This window comes from Fusobacterium ulcerans, assembly GCF_003019675.1.
Lineage (GTDB): Bacteria > Fusobacteriota > Fusobacteriia > Fusobacteriales > Fusobacteriaceae > Fusobacterium_A > Fusobacterium_A ulcerans.
On the sequence record NZ_CP028105.1, the window covers coordinates 3464595 to 3487030 of the forward strand.

Annotated in this window: 20 protein-coding genes; 6 read left to right on the forward strand and 14 right to left on the reverse strand. The window is 31.7% G+C overall.

Annotation, left to right across the window (positions count from 1 at the left end; genetic code table 11):
- Positions 1-46: 46 nt before the first annotated feature.
- Complete coding sequence (locus C4N20_RS16100; protein WP_005980200.1) at positions 47-727, reverse strand: toxin-antitoxin system YwqK family antitoxin; 681 nt, start codon at positions 725-727, stop codon at positions 47-49.
- A gap of 282 nt (positions 728-1009) precedes the next feature.
- Here C4N20_RS16100 and fabG point away from each other — a divergent pair, with 282 nt between their 5' ends.
- From fabG to C4N20_RS16115, 3 genes are all read left to right on the forward strand, one after another.
- Positions 1010-1732, forward strand: coding sequence for a 3-oxoacyl-[acyl-carrier-protein] reductase (gene fabG / locus C4N20_RS16105; protein ID WP_005980203.1), 723 nt, complete (start codon positions 1010-1012; stop codon positions 1730-1732).
- A gap of 42 nt (positions 1733-1774) precedes the next feature.
- Positions 1775-2983 carry an acetyl-CoA C-acetyltransferase gene (locus tag C4N20_RS16110; protein WP_005980205.1) on the forward strand — a complete coding sequence of 403 codons (1209 nt, stop codon included), beginning with the start codon at positions 1775-1777 and terminating at the stop codon, positions 2981-2983.
- 90 nt (positions 2984-3073) lie between these two features.
- Positions 3074-3406 carry a hypothetical protein gene (locus C4N20_RS16115; protein WP_005980207.1) on the forward strand — a complete coding sequence of 111 codons (333 nt, stop codon included), beginning with the start codon at positions 3074-3076 and terminating at the stop codon, positions 3404-3406.
- Positions 3407-3472: 66 nt separating this feature from the next.
- On the opposite strand, the gene C4N20_RS16120 is transcribed toward C4N20_RS16115, so the two are convergent.
- Positions 3473-4684 (reverse strand): class I SAM-dependent methyltransferase, encoded by a 1212-nt coding sequence (locus C4N20_RS16120; protein WP_005980209.1) that lies wholly within the window; start codon positions 4682-4684, stop codon positions 3473-3475.
- Positions 4685-5012: 328 nt separating this feature from the next.
- Here C4N20_RS16120 and C4N20_RS16125 point away from each other — a divergent pair, with 328 nt between their 5' ends.
- Both C4N20_RS16125 and C4N20_RS16130 read left to right on the forward strand, forming a co-directional pair.
- Positions 5013-7373: a heavy metal translocating P-type ATPase gene (locus C4N20_RS16125; protein ID WP_005980210.1), complete on the forward strand. Its 2361-nt coding sequence runs from the start codon at positions 5013-5015 to the stop codon at positions 7371-7373.
- Positions 7374-7602: 229 nt separating this feature from the next.
- Positions 7603-8124: a hypothetical protein gene (locus C4N20_RS16130; protein WP_005980212.1), complete on the forward strand. Its 522-nt coding sequence runs from the start codon at positions 7603-7605 to the stop codon at positions 8122-8124.
- Between the two features lie 317 nt (positions 8125-8441).
- Here the strand turns inward: C4N20_RS16130 and C4N20_RS16135 are convergent, their stop codons facing one another.
- From C4N20_RS16135 to C4N20_RS16150, 4 genes are all read right to left on the reverse strand, one after another.
- Positions 8442-9176, reverse strand: a complete 735-nt coding sequence (locus C4N20_RS16135) for a hypothetical protein (protein ID WP_005980214.1) — start codon at positions 9174-9176, stop codon at positions 8442-8444.
- A 69-nt stretch (positions 9177-9245) separates the two neighbouring features.
- Positions 9246-9809 (reverse strand): elongation factor P, encoded by a 564-nt coding sequence (gene efp / locus C4N20_RS16140; RefSeq protein ID WP_005980216.1) that lies wholly within the window; start codon positions 9807-9809, stop codon positions 9246-9248.
- Between the two features lie 10 nt (positions 9810-9819).
- Positions 9820-10986 (reverse strand): elongation factor P maturation arginine rhamnosyltransferase EarP, encoded by a 1167-nt coding sequence (gene earP / locus C4N20_RS16145; protein WP_005980218.1) that lies wholly within the window; start codon positions 10984-10986, stop codon positions 9820-9822.
- Positions 10967-11926, reverse strand: coding sequence for an NADH:flavin oxidoreductase (locus C4N20_RS16150; RefSeq protein ID WP_005980220.1), 960 nt, complete (start codon positions 11924-11926; stop codon positions 10967-10969). Before C4N20_RS16150 ends, earP begins: the two co-directional genes overlap by 20 nt.
- Positions 11927-12149: 223 nt before the next feature.
- Between C4N20_RS16150 and C4N20_RS16155 the strand changes: the two genes are divergently transcribed.
- Positions 12150-13775 carry an ABC-F family ATP-binding cassette domain-containing protein gene (locus tag C4N20_RS16155; protein WP_005980222.1) on the forward strand — a complete coding sequence of 542 codons (1626 nt, stop codon included), beginning with the start codon at positions 12150-12152 and terminating at the stop codon, positions 13773-13775.
- Between the two features lie 37 nt (positions 13776-13812).
- Here C4N20_RS16155 and C4N20_RS16160 read toward each other — a convergent pair whose 3' ends face one another.
- The 8 genes from C4N20_RS16160 to C4N20_RS16195 all read right to left on the reverse strand — a co-directional run bounded on the left by C4N20_RS16160 (position 13813) and on the right by C4N20_RS16195 (position 22435).
- A complete protein-coding gene (locus C4N20_RS16160) occupies positions 13813-15276 on the reverse strand; it encodes a uridine kinase family protein (protein ID WP_005980224.1) in 1464 nt (487 codons plus the stop codon).
- A 196-nt stretch (positions 15277-15472) separates the two neighbouring features.
- The gene (locus C4N20_RS16165) at positions 15473-16012 is read right to left on the reverse strand and encodes a spore maturation protein (protein ID WP_040490835.1); all 540 of its coding nucleotides are present in this window, start codon (positions 16010-16012) and stop codon (positions 15473-15475) included.
- Between the two features lie 29 nt (positions 16013-16041).
- Entirely contained in the window at positions 16042-16638 is a 597-nt protein-coding gene (locus tag C4N20_RS16170) for a nucleoside recognition domain-containing protein (RefSeq protein WP_008695544.1), read from the reverse strand.
- A 233-nt stretch (positions 16639-16871) separates the two neighbouring features.
- Complete coding sequence (locus C4N20_RS16175; protein WP_005980226.1) at positions 16872-17873, reverse strand: ABC transporter ATP-binding protein; 1002 nt, start codon at positions 17871-17873, stop codon at positions 16872-16874.
- The gene (locus C4N20_RS16180; protein WP_005980228.1) at positions 17873-18874 is read right to left on the reverse strand and encodes an ABC transporter ATP-binding protein; all 1002 of its coding nucleotides are present in this window, start codon (positions 18872-18874) and stop codon (positions 17873-17875) included. Before C4N20_RS16180 ends, C4N20_RS16175 begins: the two co-directional genes overlap by 1 nt.
- A gap of 22 nt (positions 18875-18896) precedes the next feature.
- Positions 18897-19781, reverse strand: coding sequence for a nickel transporter permease (nikC, locus tag C4N20_RS16185; protein ID WP_005980230.1), 885 nt, complete (start codon positions 19779-19781; stop codon positions 18897-18899).
- Positions 19782-19795: 14 nt separating this feature from the next.
- Entirely contained in the window at positions 19796-20722 is a 927-nt protein-coding gene (gene nikB, locus C4N20_RS16190; protein ID WP_005980232.1) for a nickel ABC transporter permease, read from the reverse strand.
- A 177-nt stretch (positions 20723-20899) separates the two neighbouring features.
- The gene (locus C4N20_RS16195; protein WP_005980234.1) at positions 20900-22435 is read right to left on the reverse strand and encodes a glutathione ABC transporter substrate-binding protein; all 1536 of its coding nucleotides are present in this window, start codon (positions 22433-22435) and stop codon (positions 20900-20902) included.
- Position 22436: the final 1 nt, after the last annotated feature.

Sequence of the window (22436 nt, forward strand, 5' to 3'; positions counted from 1 at the left end):
TGTTCAAAATTTATGTTCCTAGTAAAATAATGCTGATTTTTTGCTTTTATTCTTCTATATCAATTCCTACTATTCTGCCATTTCTATAGATACCACTCATCAAAAGATCTCCATCTCTATCAAATGCGTGCCATGCTCCATTTCTTATACCTTTTTCATAATTTACAATATAAGCTATATTTCCTTTCTCATCAAAATATTTCCATTCTCCCTGCCTCAACTGATTTATAACATTTCCATTGCACAGAAGTTTTCCATTTTTTTGATATATTGCTATGCTTATAATATTTTCTCCATCAATGAATATATTCTGCACTTCCAGTTTTCCATCTTCATCAAACATTTCCCAGAAACCGCTTCTTACACCATTGGTATAATTTCCTCTTACTTTTAATTTACCATTTTCATGATAATATACCTGTTCTCCATTTAATTTTCCATCCATATATTTTTCAACACTGAATATTTTCCCATTTTTTTCATTATAAAATATCCATTTTTTATCTCTCTTATCATCTTTGAAAAAACCTTTAGCAGCAATTTTTCCATTTTCAAAATAGCTTGTCATTTTTCCATTCTTTTTATTACCTACATATATTATTTTAGATTCCATATTTCCATTATCATAATAAGTTTTTACAGTTTCCTTTGGAGTAGAGGGAGTATTGTTCCTTATATTTGTACATCCTATCATCAAAAAACTGATGACCAGAATAATAAACTTCATAGTTAGACCTCCAGTTGTTCTATTCTTTACTTTCTATTTTACAACAATTATAGTCACTATTCAACAAATATATTCCTCTGGCTGTAAATAAATTTATTGTAATCTAAAAAAAAGATTATATCAGTATTGTTCTGAAACTAATTATCCTGATAATGGAGCTGTAATGTATTCTGAATAATGTTCTTATTGACTTTTATTGAAAAAAAAATTATACTTATCATAAGTGTTTAAAACGAAATATGATTTAGCTTGAATTCATGCTGAAGTTTAAGGAGGAAAATAATGGATAGATTAAAAGGAAAAATCGCTTTAGTTACTGGAAGTGCTAGGGGAATAGGAAGAGCTGTTGTTGAGAAATTTGCTGCTGAAGGTGCAGAAATGGTTATCTCTTGTGATATGGGAGAAGCTGTATATGAGCAGTCAAATGTTAGACATGAAATATTAAATGTTACTGACAGACCTGCTATAAAAGAATTTGTTGCAAAAATAGCAGCTGAATATGGAAGAATAGATATCTTAATAAACAATGCTGGTATTACTAAAGATGCTCTTTTACAAAGAATGACTGAAGAGCAATGGGATGCAGTTATAAATGTAAACTTAAAAGGAGTATTCAACATGACTCAAGCTGTTGCTCCTATTATGTCAAAAAATAAATCTGGATCAATAGTTACTCTTTCATCTGTAGTTGGACTATATGGAAACTTAGCTCAAACTAACTACTCAGCTACAAAAGGTGGAGTTATAGCTATGACTAAAACTTGGGCAAAAGAATTAGCAAGAAGAGGAGCTATCAGAGCAAACTGTGTAGCACCTGGATTCATTGAAAGCCCAATGACTGATGTATTATCAGAAAAAGTAGTTGCTGGAATGATGGAGAGAACTCCATTAGCAAGATTTGGAACTGCTGAAGATGTAGCAAATGCTATTCTTTTCTTAGCAAGTGATGATGCTTCATACATTACAGGACAAGTTTTACCTGTAACTGGAGGACTGGTTATTTAATTTTTCACAAATTAAAATAAAATTTAGGTATAGGAGGATTTAATGAGTAAAGTGTACATTGTAGCAGCTAAAAGATCTGCTATAGGAAGTTTTTTAGGAAGTTTAGCCCCTTTATCATCTAGCGACCTTGGAGCCGCAGTTGCAAAGCAAGTTATTGAAGATGCAAAAATTGATCCAGCTAATCTGGACGAAGTAGTTATCGGAAATGTATTACAAGCAGGTCAGGCACAAGGTGTAGGAAGACAGGTAGCCATAAAAGCTGGTGTACCTCAGGAAGTTCCTGGTTATACACTGAATATTATATGTGGAAGTGGAATGAAAACTATCATTTCATCATATGCTAACATTAAAGCAGGAGAAGCAAATCTTATCCTTGCTGGAGGAACTGAATCAATGTCTAATGCTGGATTCATCCTTCCAGGAAAAGTAAGAGGCGGACATAAAATGGCTGACCTTACTATGAAGGATCATATGGTATTTGATGCTCTTACAGATGCATTTACAAATGTACATATGGGAATCACTGCTGAAAATATAGCTGCTAAATATGGAATCACAAGAGAAGAGCAAGATGCATTCTCATTTGCTTCTCAACAAAAAGCAATAGCTGCTGTTGACTCTGGAAGATTCAAAGATGAAATAGTTCCAGTAGTTATCAGTACTAAAAAAGGAGATATCACTGTTGATACAGATGAATATCCTAATAGAAAAACTGACCTTGAAAAATTAGGTAAATTAAGACCTTCATTCAAAAAAGATGGAACTGTAACAGCTGGAAATGCTTCTGGACTAAACGACGGAGCATCAATGATGGTACTTGCTTCTGAAGAAGCTGTTGCTAAATACAACCTTAAACCTTTAGTTGAAATTGTTGCTACTGGTATTGGTGGAGTAGACCCTCAAATAATGGGAATGGGACCTGTTCCTGCTATTGGAAATGCTCTTAAAAAATCTGGAATGAAACTTCAAGATATGGAGCTTATTGAATTGAATGAAGCATTTGCTTCTCAATCTCTAGGAGTTATGAAAGAATTATGTGCACAACACGGTGTAGAAAGAGAATGGTTCAACGATAAAACTAACGTTAATGGTGGAGCTATCGCTTTAGGACATCCAGTTGGAGCTTCTGGAAACAGAATCATGGTTACTTTAATATATGAAATGAAGAAAAGAGGATTAACTTATGGACTTGCTTCTCTATGTATTGGTGGAGGAATGGGAACTGCTATAATCCTTAAAAATGTTGACTAATTAAAAAATTTTAAACTTAGAAGCTGGTAAAAAAACCAGCTTCTTTTTTTGCTCAATTATGATATAATTATTATAAGAGAGGTGATGATAATGTTTAAGAAATTATTATTTTTATGTATCATTATGAGCAGCTTTGCTTTTGCAGCACCTGCACCTAAAGATAGTGTTGAAATGAGAATAAAACAATTTAATGAATATAAACAGCTGGTTGATTCAAACAGGGAAAAAGAAATAGCTAGAAATACTCCTAGTAAGGCAGAGGTAGAAATAGAACTCATGAGAGAAAAGCAGGAGTTTGATAAACAGATAGCTATGGAGAGAGAAAAAAGAGAACAGAGAAGAGATAACCTTGTAAACACTGTTTTGATAGGTGGAATAGGCTATGGTGGCTATAGAATAGGAAGACATCATAGATGGTGGTAAAAAAATAAAAGCAGATGACTAAAAGCTAGAATAATTTTTAGTCATCTGTTTTTTTCATTGCAGCTATTACAGTTTTATCAGAAAATATGGTGAAAGCAGACTATCTAAAAGTGGTTCTATTCCTAGAAAATCTTTAAACTTTCCATACTCTTCAAATCTTTTCTTCAAAGATTCAGTTGTTGTCTTTTCTTTTATTCCTCTGATAAGTGTATTCTTAGGAGTATGCTCCATGTCTATAAATTCCATTACCTGAGTTCTATATCCACATAATTCTAATGCCTGAGCTCTAAAAGCATCAGTGGCAATAGTTGCATATTTTTCTAAAAGTATTCCATGCTTTCCTATAGGAAGCTGCGATGCAAAGAAATCACTTTTTTTATTGGCACTTAGCTTATCATTAAATTCATGCTGACAGCATGGAACTGCAAGAATAGCCTTTGCATTTAATTCCAGTCCTTTTAAAAGTGCATAATCTGTAGCATTATTACAAGCATGAAGAGAGAATATTATGTCTACATTTTGAAGCTTATCAAAATCTTTAATATCCCCTGTTAAAAATTCCAGATTTTCACATTTTAATTCCTTAGCTATATCATTGCATTTCTTCATTACATCTTTCTTTAAATCCAATCCTATTATCTCAAAAGTAAAGTTTTTGATATTCTTTAAATAGTGATGAAGTGCAAAAGTAAGATATGATTTTCCACATCCAAAATCTACAAATTTAATATGAGAACCTATGAGTTTTCTATTTTGAAGTTCTCTTATAGTGTCATCTATAAATTCAAGATATTTATTTATCTGTCTGAACTTGTCGTAACTCTGCTTGAAAACTTCTCCCTTTTCTCCCATCACTCCCAATTTTATAAGGAAAGGTACAGGTGTTCCTTCTTCAAGTATATAGTTTTTCTTTTTGTTATGCTCCAGTGTTTTTAATGTTTTTGTATTTTCTGATTTTTTCAGATTAAAGTCGTTTTTCCCTTTCAATATCTGGTAATCACTTCCGTTTACAGATATAAGAATCTGTTTAAAATTATCCAGTATTTCAGAAAATTTCATTTTTGAAGAATCTATACAGATATTTTCATGGAAAGCCTTGTTATCTTTAAATTGTTCAAACTGTATAAAGATTTCATCTTTTATTTTTAATGGCTTTATATTTATTTTTGAATATGGATACTCTTTGTTCACAGGACTTGAAATAACCCCTTTAATAAAAATATTCTCATCTATAATATCAGAAAATAATCTCTCAATATATTCCTTATTTACTTTCATTTCTACCACTCCTTTACCTTGATGTTAAGCCTCAAAGGATCTCTATTAATCTTATCATATGAGAGAAATAATGTCCACTTCTTTAAGGTTATAGGTTTACTACTGTTCAAAGTATGTACAATAACATTCTTATTTATATATTTAAACAAAATCAAAAAGATATTTAATATAAAGTCGTATACCTTAAAAGGATAAAGGAATAAAAATATCTTTTATTATCTAATTGACAAAGAATAATAAATATGATATTTTATATATAGGGTATGGGGGTATATACTATATCACTTGTAGATTAATTAAATAATTAATAATATTATGGAGGATATATATGAAAGTAAGAGAGTATGCAGTAGATAATCTTGGCTGCGCCGGATGTGCTGCCAAAATACAACATGAAGGTTCTAAAATGTCAGGTATACTAAACAGCAATCTTGACCTTTACAAGAAAAAAATGATAGTTGAAACTGATGATAATTTTAATGAAGAAAAATTTTTATCAGATATCAATAAAATAGCTGACAAGCTTGAACCGGGAACAAAAATATACAAAAAAGAAAATGAACAGATAAAAACAAGAGAATATGTTGTAGAAAATTTAGGATGTGCTGGATGTGCTGCTAAGATACAACATGAAGGTTCTAAAATAGCAGGAGTTATCAACAGCAATCTTGATCTTTACAAGAAAAAGATGACCATTGAATCTGATTCATCTTTTGATGAAGAGAGCTTTCTGGAAAAAATAAATACAATAGCTGATAAATTAGAGCCTGGAACTTTAATATACAAAGCTGAATCTGATGATGATACTGATGAAGCAAGAGCTAAAAGAGAAGAGGAAATAGCTCAGGAAAAAGCAGAAGAGAAAAGGGAAAAAATGCTTCTTATTATTGGAGCTGCTCTATTTATTATCTCTGTTTTCCTTAAACCATTTCCAATGCTGAAACTTGCTGTATCTATAGTGGCATATATAATTTTAGGTGGAGATGTTGTTCTTAATTCATTTAAAAATATTACAAAAGGAAATTTCCTTGATGAAAACTTCCTGATGACTATTGCCACATTTGGTGCTTTTTATCTGGGAGAAACAACTGAAGCTGTTGGAGTAATGCTTTTCTATAAAATAGGAGAATACTTCCAGGAATCAGCTGTAAGAAATTCAAGAAAATCTATTGAAAAACTTTTGGATATCAGACCTGATTATGCAAATATAAGAGATAACAATGGTGAAGTAATAAAAGTTTCCCCTAAAAAATTGAAAATTGGAGATATTATTATTGTCAAATCTGGAGAAAAAGTTCCAGTAGATGGAATTGTAGTAAAAGGTGAAAGTGACCTGAATACTGCTGCTCTTACTGGAGAATCTGTTCCTTCTGATGTTGCTGTAAACAGTGAAGTTCTAAGTGGAAGCTTGAATGGAGCTGGAGTTCTTGAAGTAAAAGTTACAAAACTTTTCAGTGATTCTACTATCAACAAAATAATTGAAATGGTAGAAAATGCAAGCAACAAGAAAGCTGAATCAGAAAAATTTATTACAAAGTTTGCAAGATATTATACTCCAATAGTTGTGGTAATAGCTCTGATAGTTGGACTTGGATTCCCAACATTATTTGGTAATTTCAATATGTGGTTTGGAAGAGCATTGATATTCCTTGTTATATCTTGTCCATGTGCTTTGGTATTATCTGTACCGCTTACTTTCTTCAGCAGTATAGGAAAAGCTTCTAAAAGTGGTATCCTTATCAAAGGAGGTAACTATCTTGAAGCTCTTACAACTATAGGTGCTGTTGTATTCGATAAGACTGGAACACTTACTAAAGGTAAATTTAAAATAGACAAGCTTGAAGCTGTAAATGGAAATGAAGATGATCTTTTAAAAACAGCTAAAATAGGTGAATTTTATTCTAATCACCCAATAGGAAAAGCTATTATAAGTCATGGAAGCATTGAAATAAATGAAGAATATATAGAAGGGTACAAAGAACTTTCCGGATTCGGAGTACTTTCATATTATGAAGGTAAAATGATTCTTATAGGTAACTATAAACTTATGAAAGAATACAAAATAGAAGCTGAAGAAAAACATTATGCTGGAACTGTTCTATATGTTGCTGAAAATAATATCTTCCTAGGATATGTATATATTTCAGATGAAATAAAAGAAGATTCTCCTATGACTATAGAGGGATTGAAAAAAGCTGGAATCCAAAGCTATATGCTTACTGGAGACAGTGACAGAATAGGTGCAGTAGTTGGAGAGAAATTAGGATTACAACCTGAAAATGTATATTCACAGCTGCTTCCACAGGATAAAGTAAGCAAACTTGAAGAAATTAAATCTAAAAATGATAAAGGTGTTGTCTTTGTAGGAGATGGTGTCAATGATGCCCCTGTGTTGTCTCTAGCTGATGTAGGAATCGCTATGGGTGGTGTAGGTAGTGATATTGCAATAGAGGCTGCTGATGTGGTTATAATGAAAGATGAGCCTTCTAAAATACTTGAACTGTTAAAAATAGCAAAACAAAACAAAAAAGTTGTTATGCAGAATATAGTTATGGCTCTTGGAGTAAAAGTAATAGTTATGGTACTTGGAGTTTTTGGTATAGCAAATATGTGGATGGCTATATTCTCAGACGTTGGGGTATCATTACTGGCTGTTCTTAATGCTTCTCAAGGAATAAAAAGAAATTAAATTTAAATAATAAAAAGAGTGATAAAAAAGCTAGATTAATTTTCCAGTAATTACATCAGTTAATAATTTCAACTGACATAATTACTCAGATACAACAGTAGAATTGTTGTAATCTTTAATTATTTTTGCTTATGAATCACTCTTTTTTTCATATATAATACTAAAAAAGATTTATTTTAAAAGATAAAATGGTATAATCTAAATAATAAAACTATTGGAGGAAAAATAAATGATGGGAAAAGATATAAAAGAATGCTATGAAAGAGAAAATGAAAAATATTTTGATTATTTTGTATTAGGTATATCGGGAATTTACTTAATTCTTACTCTTGCAACTTACTGGCTTAGTTTTTTGCTATATCGTGGTCAGGCTGCTAATATAGCAGGAATTATTATTGGAATCTTCTTTCTGGCTGTATATATTGTATATTTTAAAATGGACAAATACTACAAGTTCATATATTTCTTCATATTTATTATTTGTTCATGGGTATCATCTTTCACTTTGTCAGGTATAGTATCTTTTATCATAATTCTACCTGCACAATATTTAAGTGATTCCAATCTGAAATTTGAGTATATTCTTATGTTCATTCTTATTATGAAAGGAATTATTGGTATGTTTATAAATTCATTTTTATATCAGCTTTTTAAAAAACTTTCATACAAACATATTTATCTAAATCCAGAAAAATATGAAGAAGAGGAAGACGATGATGAAGAAGATGAGAATGAAGAATATACTATCTAAATAACAAAATTGATAAAAAATTAACTTTTCATTATTAAATAATCAAAAGTTTTTAACTGCTATAATTATTTAGAAGTAGCTATGTTATTGTAAAAATTTTATATTTTTCTATATTTTATAAAAAAATCAAAGATAGCTATTTTTATAGGAAAATTTTTTAAGTATATCCAATCTCTAAATTCTCTCTTTTATATTTCATTAAATATTTTATTGAAAGAATTTAAAAACTATCTTATATATTATCTAATAAAATAAAAGGATGATTCAAAGAAAATTAAATTTATCACTTTTCTTTCAAATCATCCTTTTTAAATTATTTATTTTTTGTAAAAACTTATGTCTGCTAATGGAAGTTCAGATAAAGCTTCCTGCAAATTAAGAGCAAGAGGTTTCATTGTAATATAAGTAACCACCCCTGAAATCACTCCTCCTATATATGGAATAGCTCTGCTCACTCCAACAGAAAAACTCTGCTGACTGACTTTAACTCCCAATATAGAGGCAGCCTTTTTAATTATTGGATATACTGCACTTCTTGTCAAAGCTTTCTGCAATATCTTTTTTTCAATATTTAATGCAGCACTTTGAGCAAGTTTAACGACAGCATTATCTGCTAAATCCACTCCAAACATGACACCCATAAGTAAAGTCATACGATCAATTGTATCTTTACTCAGCTCCTCATTCTTTTCAAACATATCTTTCCATCCATAAAGATAGGCTAATTTTTGAGTTATTCTGATTATATGTCCAAAATATTGAGTAATATCAATAGCTATTGTTCCCACAATAACTATTCCTCCTGGAACACCTATAATTGTCGAGATAAGAGTAGCTTGTCTTAGTTCATAGGCAATTACCTTATCTGCTATTTTATTTATTTCAGAAACTTCTATCCCTGCAATAGCTGGATTATCCTGAACAGCTTTTTTTACTATATCTTCAGAAAAATATTTTGATAATTCTTTTTTCAAGAAGCCTTCTCTATTTATTTTGACTCCACGAATTTTCATTACTTTTTCTAAGACAGCATCAAATTTATTCCTATCCATACTGACCCCACTTAACTAGTATAATTAAAAAGCTGACCCAAATCATTTGATCAGCTTTTATTTAAAAAATTATTTTTTGATTCTTTCTACATATTCATTTGTTCTAGTATCAATTTTAATCCACTCACCTTGCTCAACAAATAAAGGAACTTGAATTTCAAATCCAGTGTTGATTTTAGCAGGTTTCATTACTTTTCCACTTGTATCTCCTCTTAGTCCTGGCTCAGTATATTCAACTTGTCTATCAAGGAAAGTAGGTAATTCTACAGCAACTGGAGTAGATTCATAATATATTACATCTAGTTCCATTCCTTCTTCAAGATAGTTGATAGCATCTCCTAAGTCTTCCTCTTTAAGTTCTACTTGATCCCAAGTTTCTGGATTTGAGAATACATAAAAACTTCCATCATTGTAAGAATAAACAGTTTTGATTTTATCAAGTCTGATGTCATCCATTTTCTCGTCTGCTTTGTAAACAGCATCTGAAATGTTTCCATTTAATAGATTTTTCATTTTAAATTTTACCACTGCTGCGTTTCTTCCTGATTTGTTGTACTCTGATTTTAGAACTACAAATGGATCGTTTCCAATTTTAATTGTACTTCCTGCTCTTAATTCTTGAGCTATTTTCATTTTTGACCTCCTAAAATTTCTCTATAAAATCTTTTATTTTATTTATAAGATTACAGTTTGAGATAAGAAAATCTCTAAATAGAGAATTGCATCTTTCTATCTCCTTCAGATTGTTGAAGAAAAATAAATATTCCTCTTTTCCTTCTTCTAAAGAATTTTCTCTTCTAAAATTGTAATCTTTAAAAAGCTTTTTATACTCAGACAGATATTCTTCTGAAGTTTTTCCCTTCATCTGTCTTTCATATTTGTCTAAGAATCCTTCTATCTTATCCATATGAGCATAATCTTCCTGACAGTAAATATGCCATAGATAAGGCTTTCCAGTGAGTACTGCTCTTATAAAAGAATCCTCTCCTCTTACAAAATTAAAATCTGTCAGATTTATTAATTCTTCATAATCTTCCTGACTTAAAAATTTGCAGAACTGTACTTCTATTTTACCATATTTATAAATATTTCCAAGCTTTTCTATAAAATTTTTCTCAAAAAAGTTTTTAAAGCCTTCCTGTGTCTTTTCTCCCATAGCTAAAATTACTACTTCTTTGTCTAAAGACTTCAAGTCTCTAAATAATGGAGTAAAGTTTTTTTCATATGAAAACACTGTTCCTATGATTTTTTTATCAATATTTTCTATTTCTGAGAAATATTTTTTTCTGTAATATTCCTTGTTTTCAATTACATTTTTTATTCTATCCAAATAAAGTGAATCAGCAATGACTCCTCCACTTTTTTCAGTGAATCCAGGCATAAAAAATATCTTCTTTAATTTCCCTTTTCCGCTTGGTGATTCTTGTAAATGACAGCTCTCTATCCAGTCCTCTGCTGAAAGATATTCCAGATTTATAAGCAAATCTGAGTTATCATAAGCCTCATTCATATACTCCTCAGGTATTGTACACCCAAAGGCTTCTATTATAACATTTGCAGTAGAAAAAGTACACATATTTTTCTTAACATATTCATAGGTAACATATTGAATTCCGTCTATCTCTTGATTTTGAATATTTTTCACATTTGAATTTATATTAATAAACTCATCAAGTCTGTTGAGTATTACTCTTATCTTTACGTTTTCTCCAAATACTTTTTTAAATTCCTTTCCCAATCTGTATACTACACCTATATCTCCAAAATTATCTATTATTTCACAGAATATATCAAGACTCTTTAATTCCATTTCTTTTTTCATACTCCTTCTTTGCTGCTTCTGCCCAGTTTGGTCTTGCTATCATAGCTCTTCCCACTGCTACAAAATCTAAAAGATTATTTTCTACAAGCCAGCTGGCTTCCGTTTCTTTTTTTATCTTTCTTACTCCTATTACAGGTATATTTACATGCTTCTTAATCTCTGTTCCCATATATATTACCCAGTCCAAAGGAAATTCACTTGGCATTTCTATTTTCCTTTCCTGTTTAAATACAGGATCAGGTACACCACTTGATACATGAAGAATATCTACTCCCAATTTCTCCAGATACTTTGCTATCTCTATTCCATCTTTTACTTCAGGTTCGTTTCCACCCATTCTGTAGCCTAAAATAAAATCATCATTAAAAAGTTCTCTTGTTTCCTCTATGAGCCTTTTAGAAAAGTACATTCTCTTTTCAAAAGTTCCCCCATATTTATCATCTCTCAAATTCCACAGTCTTGAATTTAATTGTGATATAAGATAAGTATGAGCTCCATGTATTTCTATTCCATCAAACCCCGCTTCTCTCGCTCTCCTAAAAGCCCTTTTAAAGCTTTCAAGTATTTCATCAAGAATATGTTCAGGGACATCCTTTATTTTCTCTTTAAAACCTGCATGGTGAAGTTGTATAAGGACTGGAACCTCATACTCATGACAAATATCTGCTATTCTTTTAAGTCCAGCAATAAATTTATCATCCCATATCCCCAACTGGTTGTCTCTCAATTTTCCATCCTCTGCTACAGCAGAAGCTTCCACTATCACTAGTCCAGTTCCTCCAGCACAAACATCTCTGTACCATTCCACCACTCTGTCAGTAACAAATCCATCTTTTCCCACCATCGAAAATCTTACTAAAGGGGGAAGAACTATTCTGTTCTTTATTTTTATATTTTTTATATTTATACTATCAAATAATTTTGGCATTTTTACCTCTCTGAAACTTTGCTTTGATGTAACATTATATCATATTTTTTATAATTCTATTCAATTTTTTTTGTTTTTTAGAGATAAAGTTAAAAGAAATATCACCAGATAAATATTTTAATATAATTTAAACTCCTATTGCTAAATTGTCAATAACTGTGGTATAATATAATGATTTTTTGAATACGTATAAAAGTAAAATTTATAGGAGGATATATATTAAATGATAGCTACTAGTAATCTTGGAATGAGATTTTCTGGAAGAAAACTGTTTGAAGATGTTAATCTTAAATTTACTCCTGGAAACTGTTATGGTCTTATAGGAGCAAATGGTGCTGGAAAATCTACATTTGTTAAAATACTTTCTGGAGATCTTGATCCTACAGAAGGAGAAGTAATTTTTGATAAAAAAAATAAAAGAATGGCTGTATTAAAGCAGGATCACTTTGCTCATGAAGAAGATGAAGTACTTAATGTAGTTCTTATGGGGCATAAAAAACTTTGGGACATTATTGTGGAAAAAAATGCTATATACGCAAAAAGTGAATTTACTGATGAAGATGGTTTAAAAGCTGCTGAATTAGAAGGAGAATTTGCTGAATTAAATGGTTGGGAAGCTGAAACTGAAGCTGAAACTCTTTTGATGGGATTAGGTATAGGAATTGACTCTCACCATAGACTTATGAAAGAATTAACAGAGCCTGAAAAAGTTAAAATACTTTTGGCACAAGCTCTATTTGGACAACCTGACATACTGCTTTTAGACGAGCCTACTAACGGACTTGATATCAAAGCTATCTCTTGGCTTGAAAATTTCCTTATGAATCTGGATAATACAACTGTTATAGTTGTATCACATGACAGACACTTTTTAAATAAAGTATGTACTCATATTACAGATATCGATTATGGAAAAGTTAAAATGTATGTAGGAAACTATGATTTCTGGTATGAATCAAATGAACTTATGGTAAAACTTCTTTCTTCTAAAAATAAGAAAATTGAACAGAAAAGACAAGAGTTACAAGAATTCATTGCTAGATTTAGTGCCAATGCTTCAAAATCTAAACAAGCTACTTCAAGAAAGAAGCTTCTTGATAAACTTCAATTGGAAGATATGCAGGTATCAAATAGAAAATATCCATTTATAGAATTCAAGCAAGAAAGAGAAGCTGGAAACAACCTTCTTAAAGTTGAAAACCTTACTAAAACTATTGATGGAGTTAAAATTCTTGACAACCTTACATTCACTATCAATACAGGAGACAAAGTTGTTTTCCTTGCTAAAAATGATATTGTTAAAACAACTCTTTTATCAATATTAGCTGGTGAAATGGAAGCTGATTCAGGAACATACACTTGGGGAGTAACTACTACTCAAGCTTATATGCCTAAAGATAACACTAAATTCTTTGAAAATAAAAATCTTAACCTTATAGACTGGTTAAGACCTTACTCACCTGATCAGCATGATGTTTTTGTAAGAGGATTCCTAGGAAGAATGCTTTTCACAGGAGAAGATGCTATGAAGAGCTGCGCAGTTCTTTCAGGGGGAGAAAAGGTAAGATGTATGCTTTCAAGAATGATGCTTACAAATGCCAATGTTCTTATGTTTGATAACCCTAATGACCACTTGGATCTAGAGTCTATCACATCATTGAACAAAGCACTTATCAACTTTAAAGGAACTATATTATTTGGAGCTCATGACCATGAGTTTATCCAGACAGTAGCCAACAGAATTATTGAGATAACTCCTAATGGAATTCTTGATAAAATGATGAGCTATGATGAATATCTTGAAGATGAAAATGTACAGCAAAGATTAGAAGAATTATACGCTGAGTAAAAGTAAAGAAGGATGATTAAAATCATCCTTCTTTTAATTAATATCTATAGAAAATACTGTCTCCAATAAATTCTTTAAGTATAGAATCATCTGGAATATATTTTGAGTCTATATCTACAAAGCAATACAAGAACTTTGTAAGCCTCTTTGCTTCTTCATAATATGGACTGTCTGTTTTTATTTTTATTAATTCTCTTATAGCATATCTTTTTAATACTCCAAGTTCATACACTAAGTTAGAGTTGAACATTGCATCTGCATCTTCCTGGAATGGAAAAATATACTTTTCTTCCCCTTTTCTTACAGAATTCCACATAGCAATAGTTTCCTCAACAGATGTATCTCTAGCCAAACTATCTCTTACCAGACGTCTTATTTCTCTTACATCACTTGTTGCAATTCTATTATGTCTGTCTATATTTAACTGTGTCAAACAGCTCACATATATCTTAAATTTATTTTTCTTTGGTATAGCAGCTGTTAATTTTTCATTAAGTCCATGTATTCCCTCTATGATTATAAGTCCATGTTCTGGAACTTTCATCATTTTTCCTACTTTTTCTCTCTCACCGCTTATGAAATTATATTCTGGTATCTCTACTTCTTTTCCAGCTATAAGATCTCTAAGATTTTCATTCAATAATTTCAAATCAAGAGCATCTATAGTTTCATAGTCCTTATTTCCGTCTTCATCAAGAGGAACATTCTTTCTTCCAATATAGTAATCATCCAGAGATATCACTATTGGTGTTATTTCATTAGCTCTTAAATGAAGATACAATCTTTTACTGAATGTTGTCTTTCCAGAAGAAGAAGGCCCAGCAATAGTTACTAATTTTATATTTTCATTTGCTGTTATCTGATCAGCTATTTTACCAATGTTTTTATGATGAAGAGCTTCGTTTATTCTTATTAATTCTGGAATTTCTCCTTTTAATATTTTTTCATTTAATGTACCAATAGTAGAAACATCAAGGATATCATTCCAACGCCCTGTTTCTTGAAATACTTTTGCCATTTTAGGATTATCTATATATGGTGGAAGTTCATTTGGGTTTTTAGTTGGATACTTTATTAAAAATCCTCCATTATATACAGAAATTTCATATAATTTTACATCTTTAGTGGATGAATATGGAACTTCATAAATAAAATCAAAATATCCATCTATTTCATACTCCATCATTCCAGTCCATCCAGAATTATCAAGTAATGTTCTTATATCTTTTCTTGGTATAGTACTGCTTCTGCTTTTTAAAGCATCATTATCTTGACATATCAATCTTATTGGATACCCTTTTTCTATTATCTCCTGCATCTTTTTATCTATTTTTTTAATACCTTCTTCAGTTATTTTTTCACCTCTTGTTACTGTCCCATAAGTTCCATTATTTAAAGAATGATCTATTTCTACTTCAATATCTGGAAAAGTTTCATATACTGCTTTTAGAAAAATAAGTTTTAATGTTACTGCATACTTTTTAGGATCAAACGCTACCATAAAAACACCTCATTTTTTCATATTTTAAGTTTCCAACAATCTTTTCTGTAATATTATTAAAGACTTGTTTATATTATACCAGATATTTCGAGAATTTTTCTACTTTTTAAATAAAAAAGGAGAATAAACTGCAAGCAGAAATATCCCTTTAGAAATTTCATTTCAACTTTTCAGCTATTCTCTCTTATTTTTTATTTTATCTAAACATTAAATTGCATATCCATACTGAAGTTAATAATCCTGCTAAGTCAGCCAAAAGTCCAGCTGCTACTGCATGTCTTGTCTTTCTTATACTCACTGCTCCAAAATATACTGCAAGTACATAGAATGTTGTTTCTGTTGATCCCATCATTGTTGAAGCTATTCTTCCTATTAACGAATCTGGTCCATATGTCATCATCAGGTCGTTCATTACTCCAGTTGCTCCTCCTCCAGATAATGGTCTCATTATTGCCATTGGCAGTACTTCTCCCGGCATTCCTATCACTGAAAATATTGGATTTAATACTTTCATCATTATATCTATACATCCTGAGCTTCTGAATATTCCTATTGCTACAAGCATTGCCACTAGAAATGGAATTATTCTTATTGCTGTTGTAAACCCTTCCTTTGCTCCTTCACAGAAAACTTCATATACTTTTATCTTCTTCACAAAGAATGCATATCCTACTATTACAAATATTATCATTGGTATTGCAAAAAGTGATATCTGATTCATTATCATTACAAACATTTTCTATTCCTCCCTCATCTGTTTTATTACTAAATTTTCTCTCTTTTAAAGGCTGGCAGCTTTTGTAAAATTTTACAAGATATTATCCCTACTGCTGTTGAAGCTATTGTAGCTATTATTGTAGGTGCTATAATCTCTGTTGCGTTTGCTGAACCTGCTGCCGTTCTGTATGCTATTACACTTGAAGAAATAAGAGTTACAGATGAAGTATTTATTGCCAAAAACATTACCATTGCATTTGATGCTTCGTCTTTATTGGTATTCAAGTCCTGTAGTTCCTGCATAGCTTTTATCCCTAATGGTGTTGCTGCATTTCCTAATCCGAAGAAGTTCGCTGCCATATTCGCTACCATACTTCCCATAGCTGGGTGATCTGCTGGTACTTCTGGGAACAATCTTATCATAAGAGGCTTCATCGCTCTTCCCATTGCTCTTACCATTCCTGCTTCTTCAGCTATTTTCATAAGACCTAGCCATAATGCCATTACCCCTACCAATCCAATTGATATCTCTACTGCTGTTCCTGCTGAAGATATCGCCGAATCAGTAACTGCCTGAATCTTTCCAGTAAACATAGAAACTATTACTCCAATAACAATAAGTCCGCACCAAATTCCATTAATCATTTTTTTTCCTCCTGAATGTTTTTGTTCATATTATCTGTTCTATATTATATTCTATCAAATTTTCTGGAATTTTCTATCAAACAAAATAAATATATATTTGTTCATATTTTTATAAAATAACCATTAGAAATAAAAGATATTAAAAAAAATAAAATTCATATTTTATGTATAAAAATAATTTTACATATAAAAAACCCAGCTGATTCATACCAACTGGGTTATGTCATCTTATTTTATTTTTTCTCTAAATATACCACATTTTCATCTACAAATCCAAGTTCTTTAGCTAAATGACAAGCATAGAAATGTCCTTCTCCAACTTCTTGAAGTTTTGGATCTTCCTGTCTGCATATATCTTTTGCATAAACACATCTTTTTGCAAATCTACATCCTTTTTCAGGATTGATAGGAGAAGTAATCTCTCCTTGAAGTCTTATTCTTTCCATTTTCTTAGTTACACTAGCTACTGGTATAGCTGATAATAGTGCTTTTGTATATGGATGAATAGGATTCTTAAACAAGTCTTTTGATGGAGCTTTTTCAACAAGCTGTCCTAAATACATAACTGCAATATCATCAGAGAAATGTTTTACAACTGATAAGTCATGTGTTATGAACATATATGTAAGTCCAAATTCCTCTTGAAGATCTTGCATCAGGTTCAATACTTGTGCTTGAATAGAAACGTCAAGAGCAGATACTGGCTCATCACAAACTATGAATTTAGGATTCAATGCAAGTGCTCTGGCAATACCTATTCTTTGTCTTCTTCCTCCATCAAGTTCATGAGGATAAGTGTTTATAAGTCTTTCACTTAATCCAACTGTCTCCATAAGTTCCATTACTCTTTTATCACGATCTTCTCTATTTTTATAGATTCCGTGAATAATAAGTGGTTCTGCAATAATTTCACTTACAGTCATTCTTGGATTCAAAGACGCAAACGGGTCTTGGAAAATGATCTGCATTTTTTGTCTGATTTCTATCATTTGCTCTTTTGTATAATTTCTAATATTTTTTCCTTCGAATAAAATTTCTCCATCAGTAGCTTCCAGAAGTCTCAAAATAACTCTTCCTGTAGTTGATTTTCCACAACCAGATTCTCCAACTACTCCTAGTGTCTTTCCTTCACGAATTGAAAAATTTACATCATCTACTGCATGAAGTAATCCTTTTGGAGTATTAAAATATTTCTTTAGATTTTTTACTTCAAGTAAAACTTTGCTATTTTCCATTATTTTTTATCCTCCTGTTCCTCTTTAAATTCTACCAATCCTTCGCAAATAAGGCATCTTACTTTATGTCCTTCAGTTACTTCTACAACATTTGGATCCTGCTTAGAGCAAAGTTCTGTTGCATGAGGACATCTAGGATGGAATTTACATCCTTTTGGCAGATCAGTAGGGTCAGGCATTAACCCTTGAATAGGTTTTAATCTAGTAGTTTCTTCATCTAAGCTTGGAATAGATCCAAAAAGTCCATGTGTATATGGATGTTTAGGATTTTCAAAAACATCTAATAATGTTCCTGCTTCTATTATTTCTCCAGCATACATTATAGCTACTTTATCACATACTTGTGCAACTACTCCAAGGTCATGTGTAATAAGGATCATTGCAGTTTTAAATTTTTCTTTAAGGTCATTCATCAAATCAAGAACTTGAGCTTGAATAGTAACATCTAGTGCAGTTGTTGGTTCATCTGCTATCAGAAGCTTTGGATTACATGCAAGAGCTATTGCTATGACAACCCTTTGCTTCATTCCTCCAGAAAATTGATGTGGGTAATCATTTACTCTGGCACCTGGAATTCCAACAAGCTCAAGCATATCTTTTGCTTTTTCTAAAGCTGCTGCTGCTCCTATTTGCTCATGGATATCTATAACCTCAGCTATTTGTTCTCCAACAGTCATAACTGGATTAAGAGAAGTCATTGGATCTTGGAATATCATTGATATCTGGCTTCCTCTGATTTTTCTCATTCCTTCTTCAGTTTCTTTCAAAAGATCTTTTCCAAAGAATTTAATAGATCCTTTTATTACCTTTCCAGGAGGATTTGGAACAAGTCCCATAATACCTAGAGCAGAAGTTGTTTTCCCAGCTCCAGTTTCTCCAACAAGACCTATAGTCTCTCCTTCATTAAGTTCTATATCAAGTCCATTAACAGCAGATACTGTTTCGCTTTCTGTAACATATTGAATAGTTAAATCTTTTATGTCCAATAATTTTTCGCTCATTTTATAATTCCCCCTAACTCTATTATTGTTTTAATCTTGGATCTAGTGCATCTCTAAGTCCGTCTCCTAAAAGGTTCAATGATAAGATAGTTATCATTATAGCCACTCCTGGGAATGTAGTTACCCACCATGCATATCTAAGGTATTGTCTACCTCCAGACAGCATAGATCCCCATTCTGGAGCAGGAGGCTGTATTCCTAGTCCAATAAAACTCAATCCTGCTGTTGATAAGATTGCACTTGCAACCCCTAGAGTTCCTTGTACAATTACAGGAGCTAATGAGTTAGGAATTATATGTCTAAATATTATTCTTGCATTACTTGCACCAATAGCTTTTGCAGCTTCAACAAATTCCTGATCTCTTATAGAAAGAACTGAAGCTCTAACTATTCTTGCATATCTAGGTATATTAGATACACTGATAGCAACCATCAGGTTAAGTATACTTGGTCCTAGTGCAGAAACGATAGCAATAGCCAAAAGAATACTTGGTACTGCTAGGAATATATCCATTATTCTCATAATTATATTATCCAATTTTCCACCATAGTATCCAGCTAGAGCTCCCAAAGTTCCTCCACATACAATTGATATTCCAACTGCTACGATTCCAACTTTTAATGATACTCTTGCACCATGGATAAGTCTTGCAAATATGTCTCTACCAAATTCATCAGTTCCAAGCCAGTGAGCTGCACTTGGTCCTTGCAATCTGCTTCCTAAATTCTGTTTGATTACTACTGTGTCATAATTCGCTATAACATCAGCAAATAATGCTAATAAAACTAATATACATAAAATAACAAGTCCTAAAAGAGCCATTTTATTCTTTTTCAGCATTCTCCATACTTCTCTCCATTGGCTTCTTTTTTTATTAGCTTGTTTTGTATTTTCTTTAGATGACATCTTAATCCCCCTTACTACTTATATTGTGATTTGATTCTAGGATCAACATAAGCATACAATATATCTACCAATAGATTTACAACACTGAATGTTGCGGCTAGGAATATAACCGCTGCTAGAACTGTTGGAGTATCCTTTTGTCTGATAGCATCAACCATAAGTCTTCCTACACCAGGCCATGAGTAAACTGATTCTGTAAGAACAGCTCCTCCTAAAAGACCACCAAATTGTAATCCAACTACTGTGATTATTGGGATTAGCGCATTTTTAAGAGCATGTTTATTGATTACAACTTTTTCTGCAACCCCTTTAGCTCTCGCAGTTCTGATATAATCCTGTCTTATAACTTCCAGCATAGAAGAACGCGTCATTCTCGTTATGATAGCAGCAGATCCTACCCCTAAAGTTACTGACGGCAGTATCAAACTCTTGAGGCCATCAAATCCTCCAGAAGGTAATAACCCTAATTTAACAGAGAAAGTAAGTATAAGCATAAGTCCTAACCAGAATACTGGCATAGAAACTCCAAGTAATGCTAATATCATACTGAAACTGTCTAAGAACGAATATTGTCTTGTAGCCGAAATAATACCAACTGGTATACCTATACAAACTGAAATTATTATTCCAATAACAGCTAATATAAGTGTATTTGGGAATCTAGAAAATATTTCTCCAAAAACCTCTCTTCCAGTAGTGTAAGATCTTCCAAAGTCACCAACAACAGCTTTTCCCACATATCTAAAATACTGAACCAAGAATGGATCATTAAGTCCCATTTCTTCTCTCAATTTCAAGATTGCCTCTTTAGGTGCATTTTCACCCAAAATTAACTGTGCTGGATCCCCAGGAGTTAATGACATGATAGTAAAAACTAAAAGCGATACTCCTAATAATACAGGAATAAGTAATAAAAGTCTTCTTAATACGTATTTGTGCATCTTTTAGTACGACACTCTAACTTTTTAAAGTGCTCTCTCCTTTCCTTTAAATTTTAATATATATTTTAATTTTTGTTGCAAACCCTTTTTATTTTAAAGGGCTGAATCTAAAAAGTATAAATTTTAGATGCAGCCCTTCTCTAAATATTTATTTTTTAAGTTAGTTTCTTTTTAAAATTAAATTTGTTTAAATTTTGTACCATATAATCTATGGTGTCCTGCTGCTTTTAATTTAAAGTTGTCTACATATTTTTGTAATCCAGCATTTTGAGCTTTGTATGCTGTTATGTATAAAGGCACTTCTTCTTGAACTATAATTTGTACTTCATTATATAAAGCTTTTCTTTCATCTTGATCATTTGAATTTCTTGCTTTTGTTAATAATTCATCAACTTTAGGATTGTCATAGAATGCTCTGTTTCCAGCTCCACCGAAGCAAGATGTATGAAGTAATGGATATAATCCATAGTCAGCATCTCCAGTTACACTTACCCATCCTAGGATAAACATTTCATGGTCTCCTCTAGAAGTACCATCTAAGAATGCTCCCCACTCAAGAGTTTCAACAGCTATATCTACTCCAATAGCTCTTAATTGATCTTGAACTATTATAGCAATATCTCTTCTGTCTGGATTTTCATTGATCCAGATTTTTGATTTAAATCCATTTGGATATCCAGCTTCAGCTAATAGAGTTTTAGCTTTATCTATATCAACTGTCCAAGCTTTTGCTTCATCACTATGTCCAAATACTTTTGGTCCGATAAGTGAATTAGCTTTTGTAGCTGATCCTTTATATACTGTAGAGATGATATCGTCTACATTGATTGCAGATGCAATAGCTTGTCTTACTCTTACATCATTAAATGGTGCTTTTTTAGTATTAAATCCAATGTAATCTATAGATAGAGATGGCTCTTCTAAGAATACTAGGTTTTTGTCTTCTCTTATTCTTTCTTTATCCATTCCTTCAATATCATAAGCTATATCGATTTCTCCAGTTTCTAATCCTATTGTTCTGTTAGTTGCTTCAGGTATTGCTCTGAATATAACATTTTTTATAGGAGTTTCCCCTAAGAAATAATCTGGGTTAGCCTCAAGAACTATTCTGTCTCCAGAAGCCCATGATACAAATTTGTATGGTCCAGTTCCTACTGGATGCTGTCCATATGAATCTCCAGAAGCTTTAACAGCTTTTTCATTAAGTATAGCTGTTGTTGGATGGCATAAATGGCTTAATAAAGCTCCAAATGGTTGTTTAGTTATTACTTTAACAGTATTTTCATCTACTACTTCTACTTTATCCACAGTCCCTATAATGTGAGATACTTGTGGAGAACTTTTCATTCTGTCTAAAGAGAACTTAACATCTGCTGCTGTTAAAGGCTCACCATTGTGGAATTTTACTCCTTTTCTTAAATGGAATACAGTTGTCACATCATCTGGCTGTTCCCATGATTCAGCAAGACTTGGTATAATATTCATATTTTCATCTTGTTCAACTAATCTATCATATATTTGAACTGTTACTTTTGATGACGGTGCATCATTTGTTGCATGTGGATCCAAAGATTTTGCATCTGCTCCATTAGCTACTACCAAAGTATCTTTTGTTGCTGCCTTTGCTCCTGTTGTTTCTTTACTTCCACCACAAGAGATAAATAAGAATACTGATAGAAGTGCTAAGATCAATAGATGTAATTTCTTTTTCATA

Excerpts from the sequence above, each read along its gene's own strand:
- C4N20_RS16130 (WP_005980212.1), top strand. The coding sequence starts at position 7,603 with ATGATGGGAAAAGATATAAAAGAATGCTATGAAAGAGAAAATGAAAAA.
- C4N20_RS16110 (WP_005980205.1), top strand. The coding sequence starts at position 1,775 with ATGAGTAAAGTGTACATTGTAGCAGCTAAAAGATCTGCTATAGGAAGT.
- fabG (WP_005980203.1), top strand. The coding sequence starts at position 1,010 with ATGGATAGATTAAAAGGAAAAATCGCTTTAGTTACTGGAAGTGCTAGG.
- C4N20_RS16170 (WP_008695544.1), bottom strand. The coding sequence starts at position 16,638 with ATGATTAATGGAATTTGGTGCGGACTTATTGTTATTGGAGTAATAGTT.
- C4N20_RS16115 (WP_005980207.1), top strand. The coding sequence starts at position 3,074 with ATGTTTAAGAAATTATTATTTTTATGTATCATTATGAGCAGCTTTGCT.
- C4N20_RS16100 (WP_005980200.1), bottom strand. The coding sequence starts at position 727 with ATGAAGTTTATTATTCTGGTCATCAGTTTTTTGATGATAGGATGTACA.
- C4N20_RS16180 (WP_005980228.1), bottom strand. The coding sequence starts at position 18,874 with ATGAGCGAAAAATTATTGGACATAAAAGATTTAACTATTCAATATGTT.
- C4N20_RS16195 (WP_005980234.1), bottom strand. The coding sequence starts at position 22,435 with ATGAAAAAGAAATTACATCTATTGATCTTAGCACTTCTATCAGTATTC.
- C4N20_RS16160 (WP_005980224.1), bottom strand. The coding sequence starts at position 15,276 with ATGGTAGCGTTTGATCCTAAAAAGTATGCAGTAACATTAAAACTTATT.
- C4N20_RS16135 (WP_005980214.1), bottom strand. The coding sequence starts at position 9,176 with ATGGATAGGAATAAATTTGATGCTGTCTTAGAAAAAGTAATGAAAATT.
- C4N20_RS16175 (WP_005980226.1), bottom strand. The coding sequence starts at position 17,873 with ATGGAAAATAGCAAAGTTTTACTTGAAGTAAAAAATCTAAAGAAATAT.
- C4N20_RS16165 (WP_040490835.1), bottom strand. The coding sequence starts at position 16,012 with ATGTTTGTAATGATAATGAATCAGATATCACTTTTTGCAATACCAATG.
- earP (WP_005980218.1), bottom strand. The coding sequence starts at position 10,986 with ATGGAATTAAAGAGTCTTGATATATTCTGTGAAATAATAGATAATTTT.
- C4N20_RS16125 (WP_005980210.1), top strand. The coding sequence starts at position 5,013 with ATGAAAGTAAGAGAGTATGCAGTAGATAATCTTGGCTGCGCCGGATGT.
- nikB (WP_005980232.1), bottom strand. The coding sequence starts at position 20,722 with ATGCACAAATACGTATTAAGAAGACTTTTATTACTTATTCCTGTATTA.
- C4N20_RS16150 (WP_005980220.1), bottom strand. The coding sequence starts at position 11,926 with ATGCCAAAATTATTTGATAGTATAAATATAAAAAATATAAAAATAAAG.
- efp (WP_005980216.1), bottom strand. The coding sequence starts at position 9,809 with ATGAAAATAGCTCAAGAATTAAGAGCAGGAAGTACAATTAAAATTGGA.
- nikC (WP_005980230.1), bottom strand. The coding sequence starts at position 19,781 with ATGTCATCTAAAGAAAATACAAAACAAGCTAATAAAAAAAGAAGCCAA.
- C4N20_RS16120 (WP_005980209.1), bottom strand. The coding sequence starts at position 4,684 with ATGAAAGTAAATAAGGAATATATTGAGAGATTATTTTCTGATATTATA.
- C4N20_RS16155 (WP_005980222.1), top strand. The coding sequence starts at position 12,150 with ATGATAGCTACTAGTAATCTTGGAATGAGATTTTCTGGAAGAAAACTG.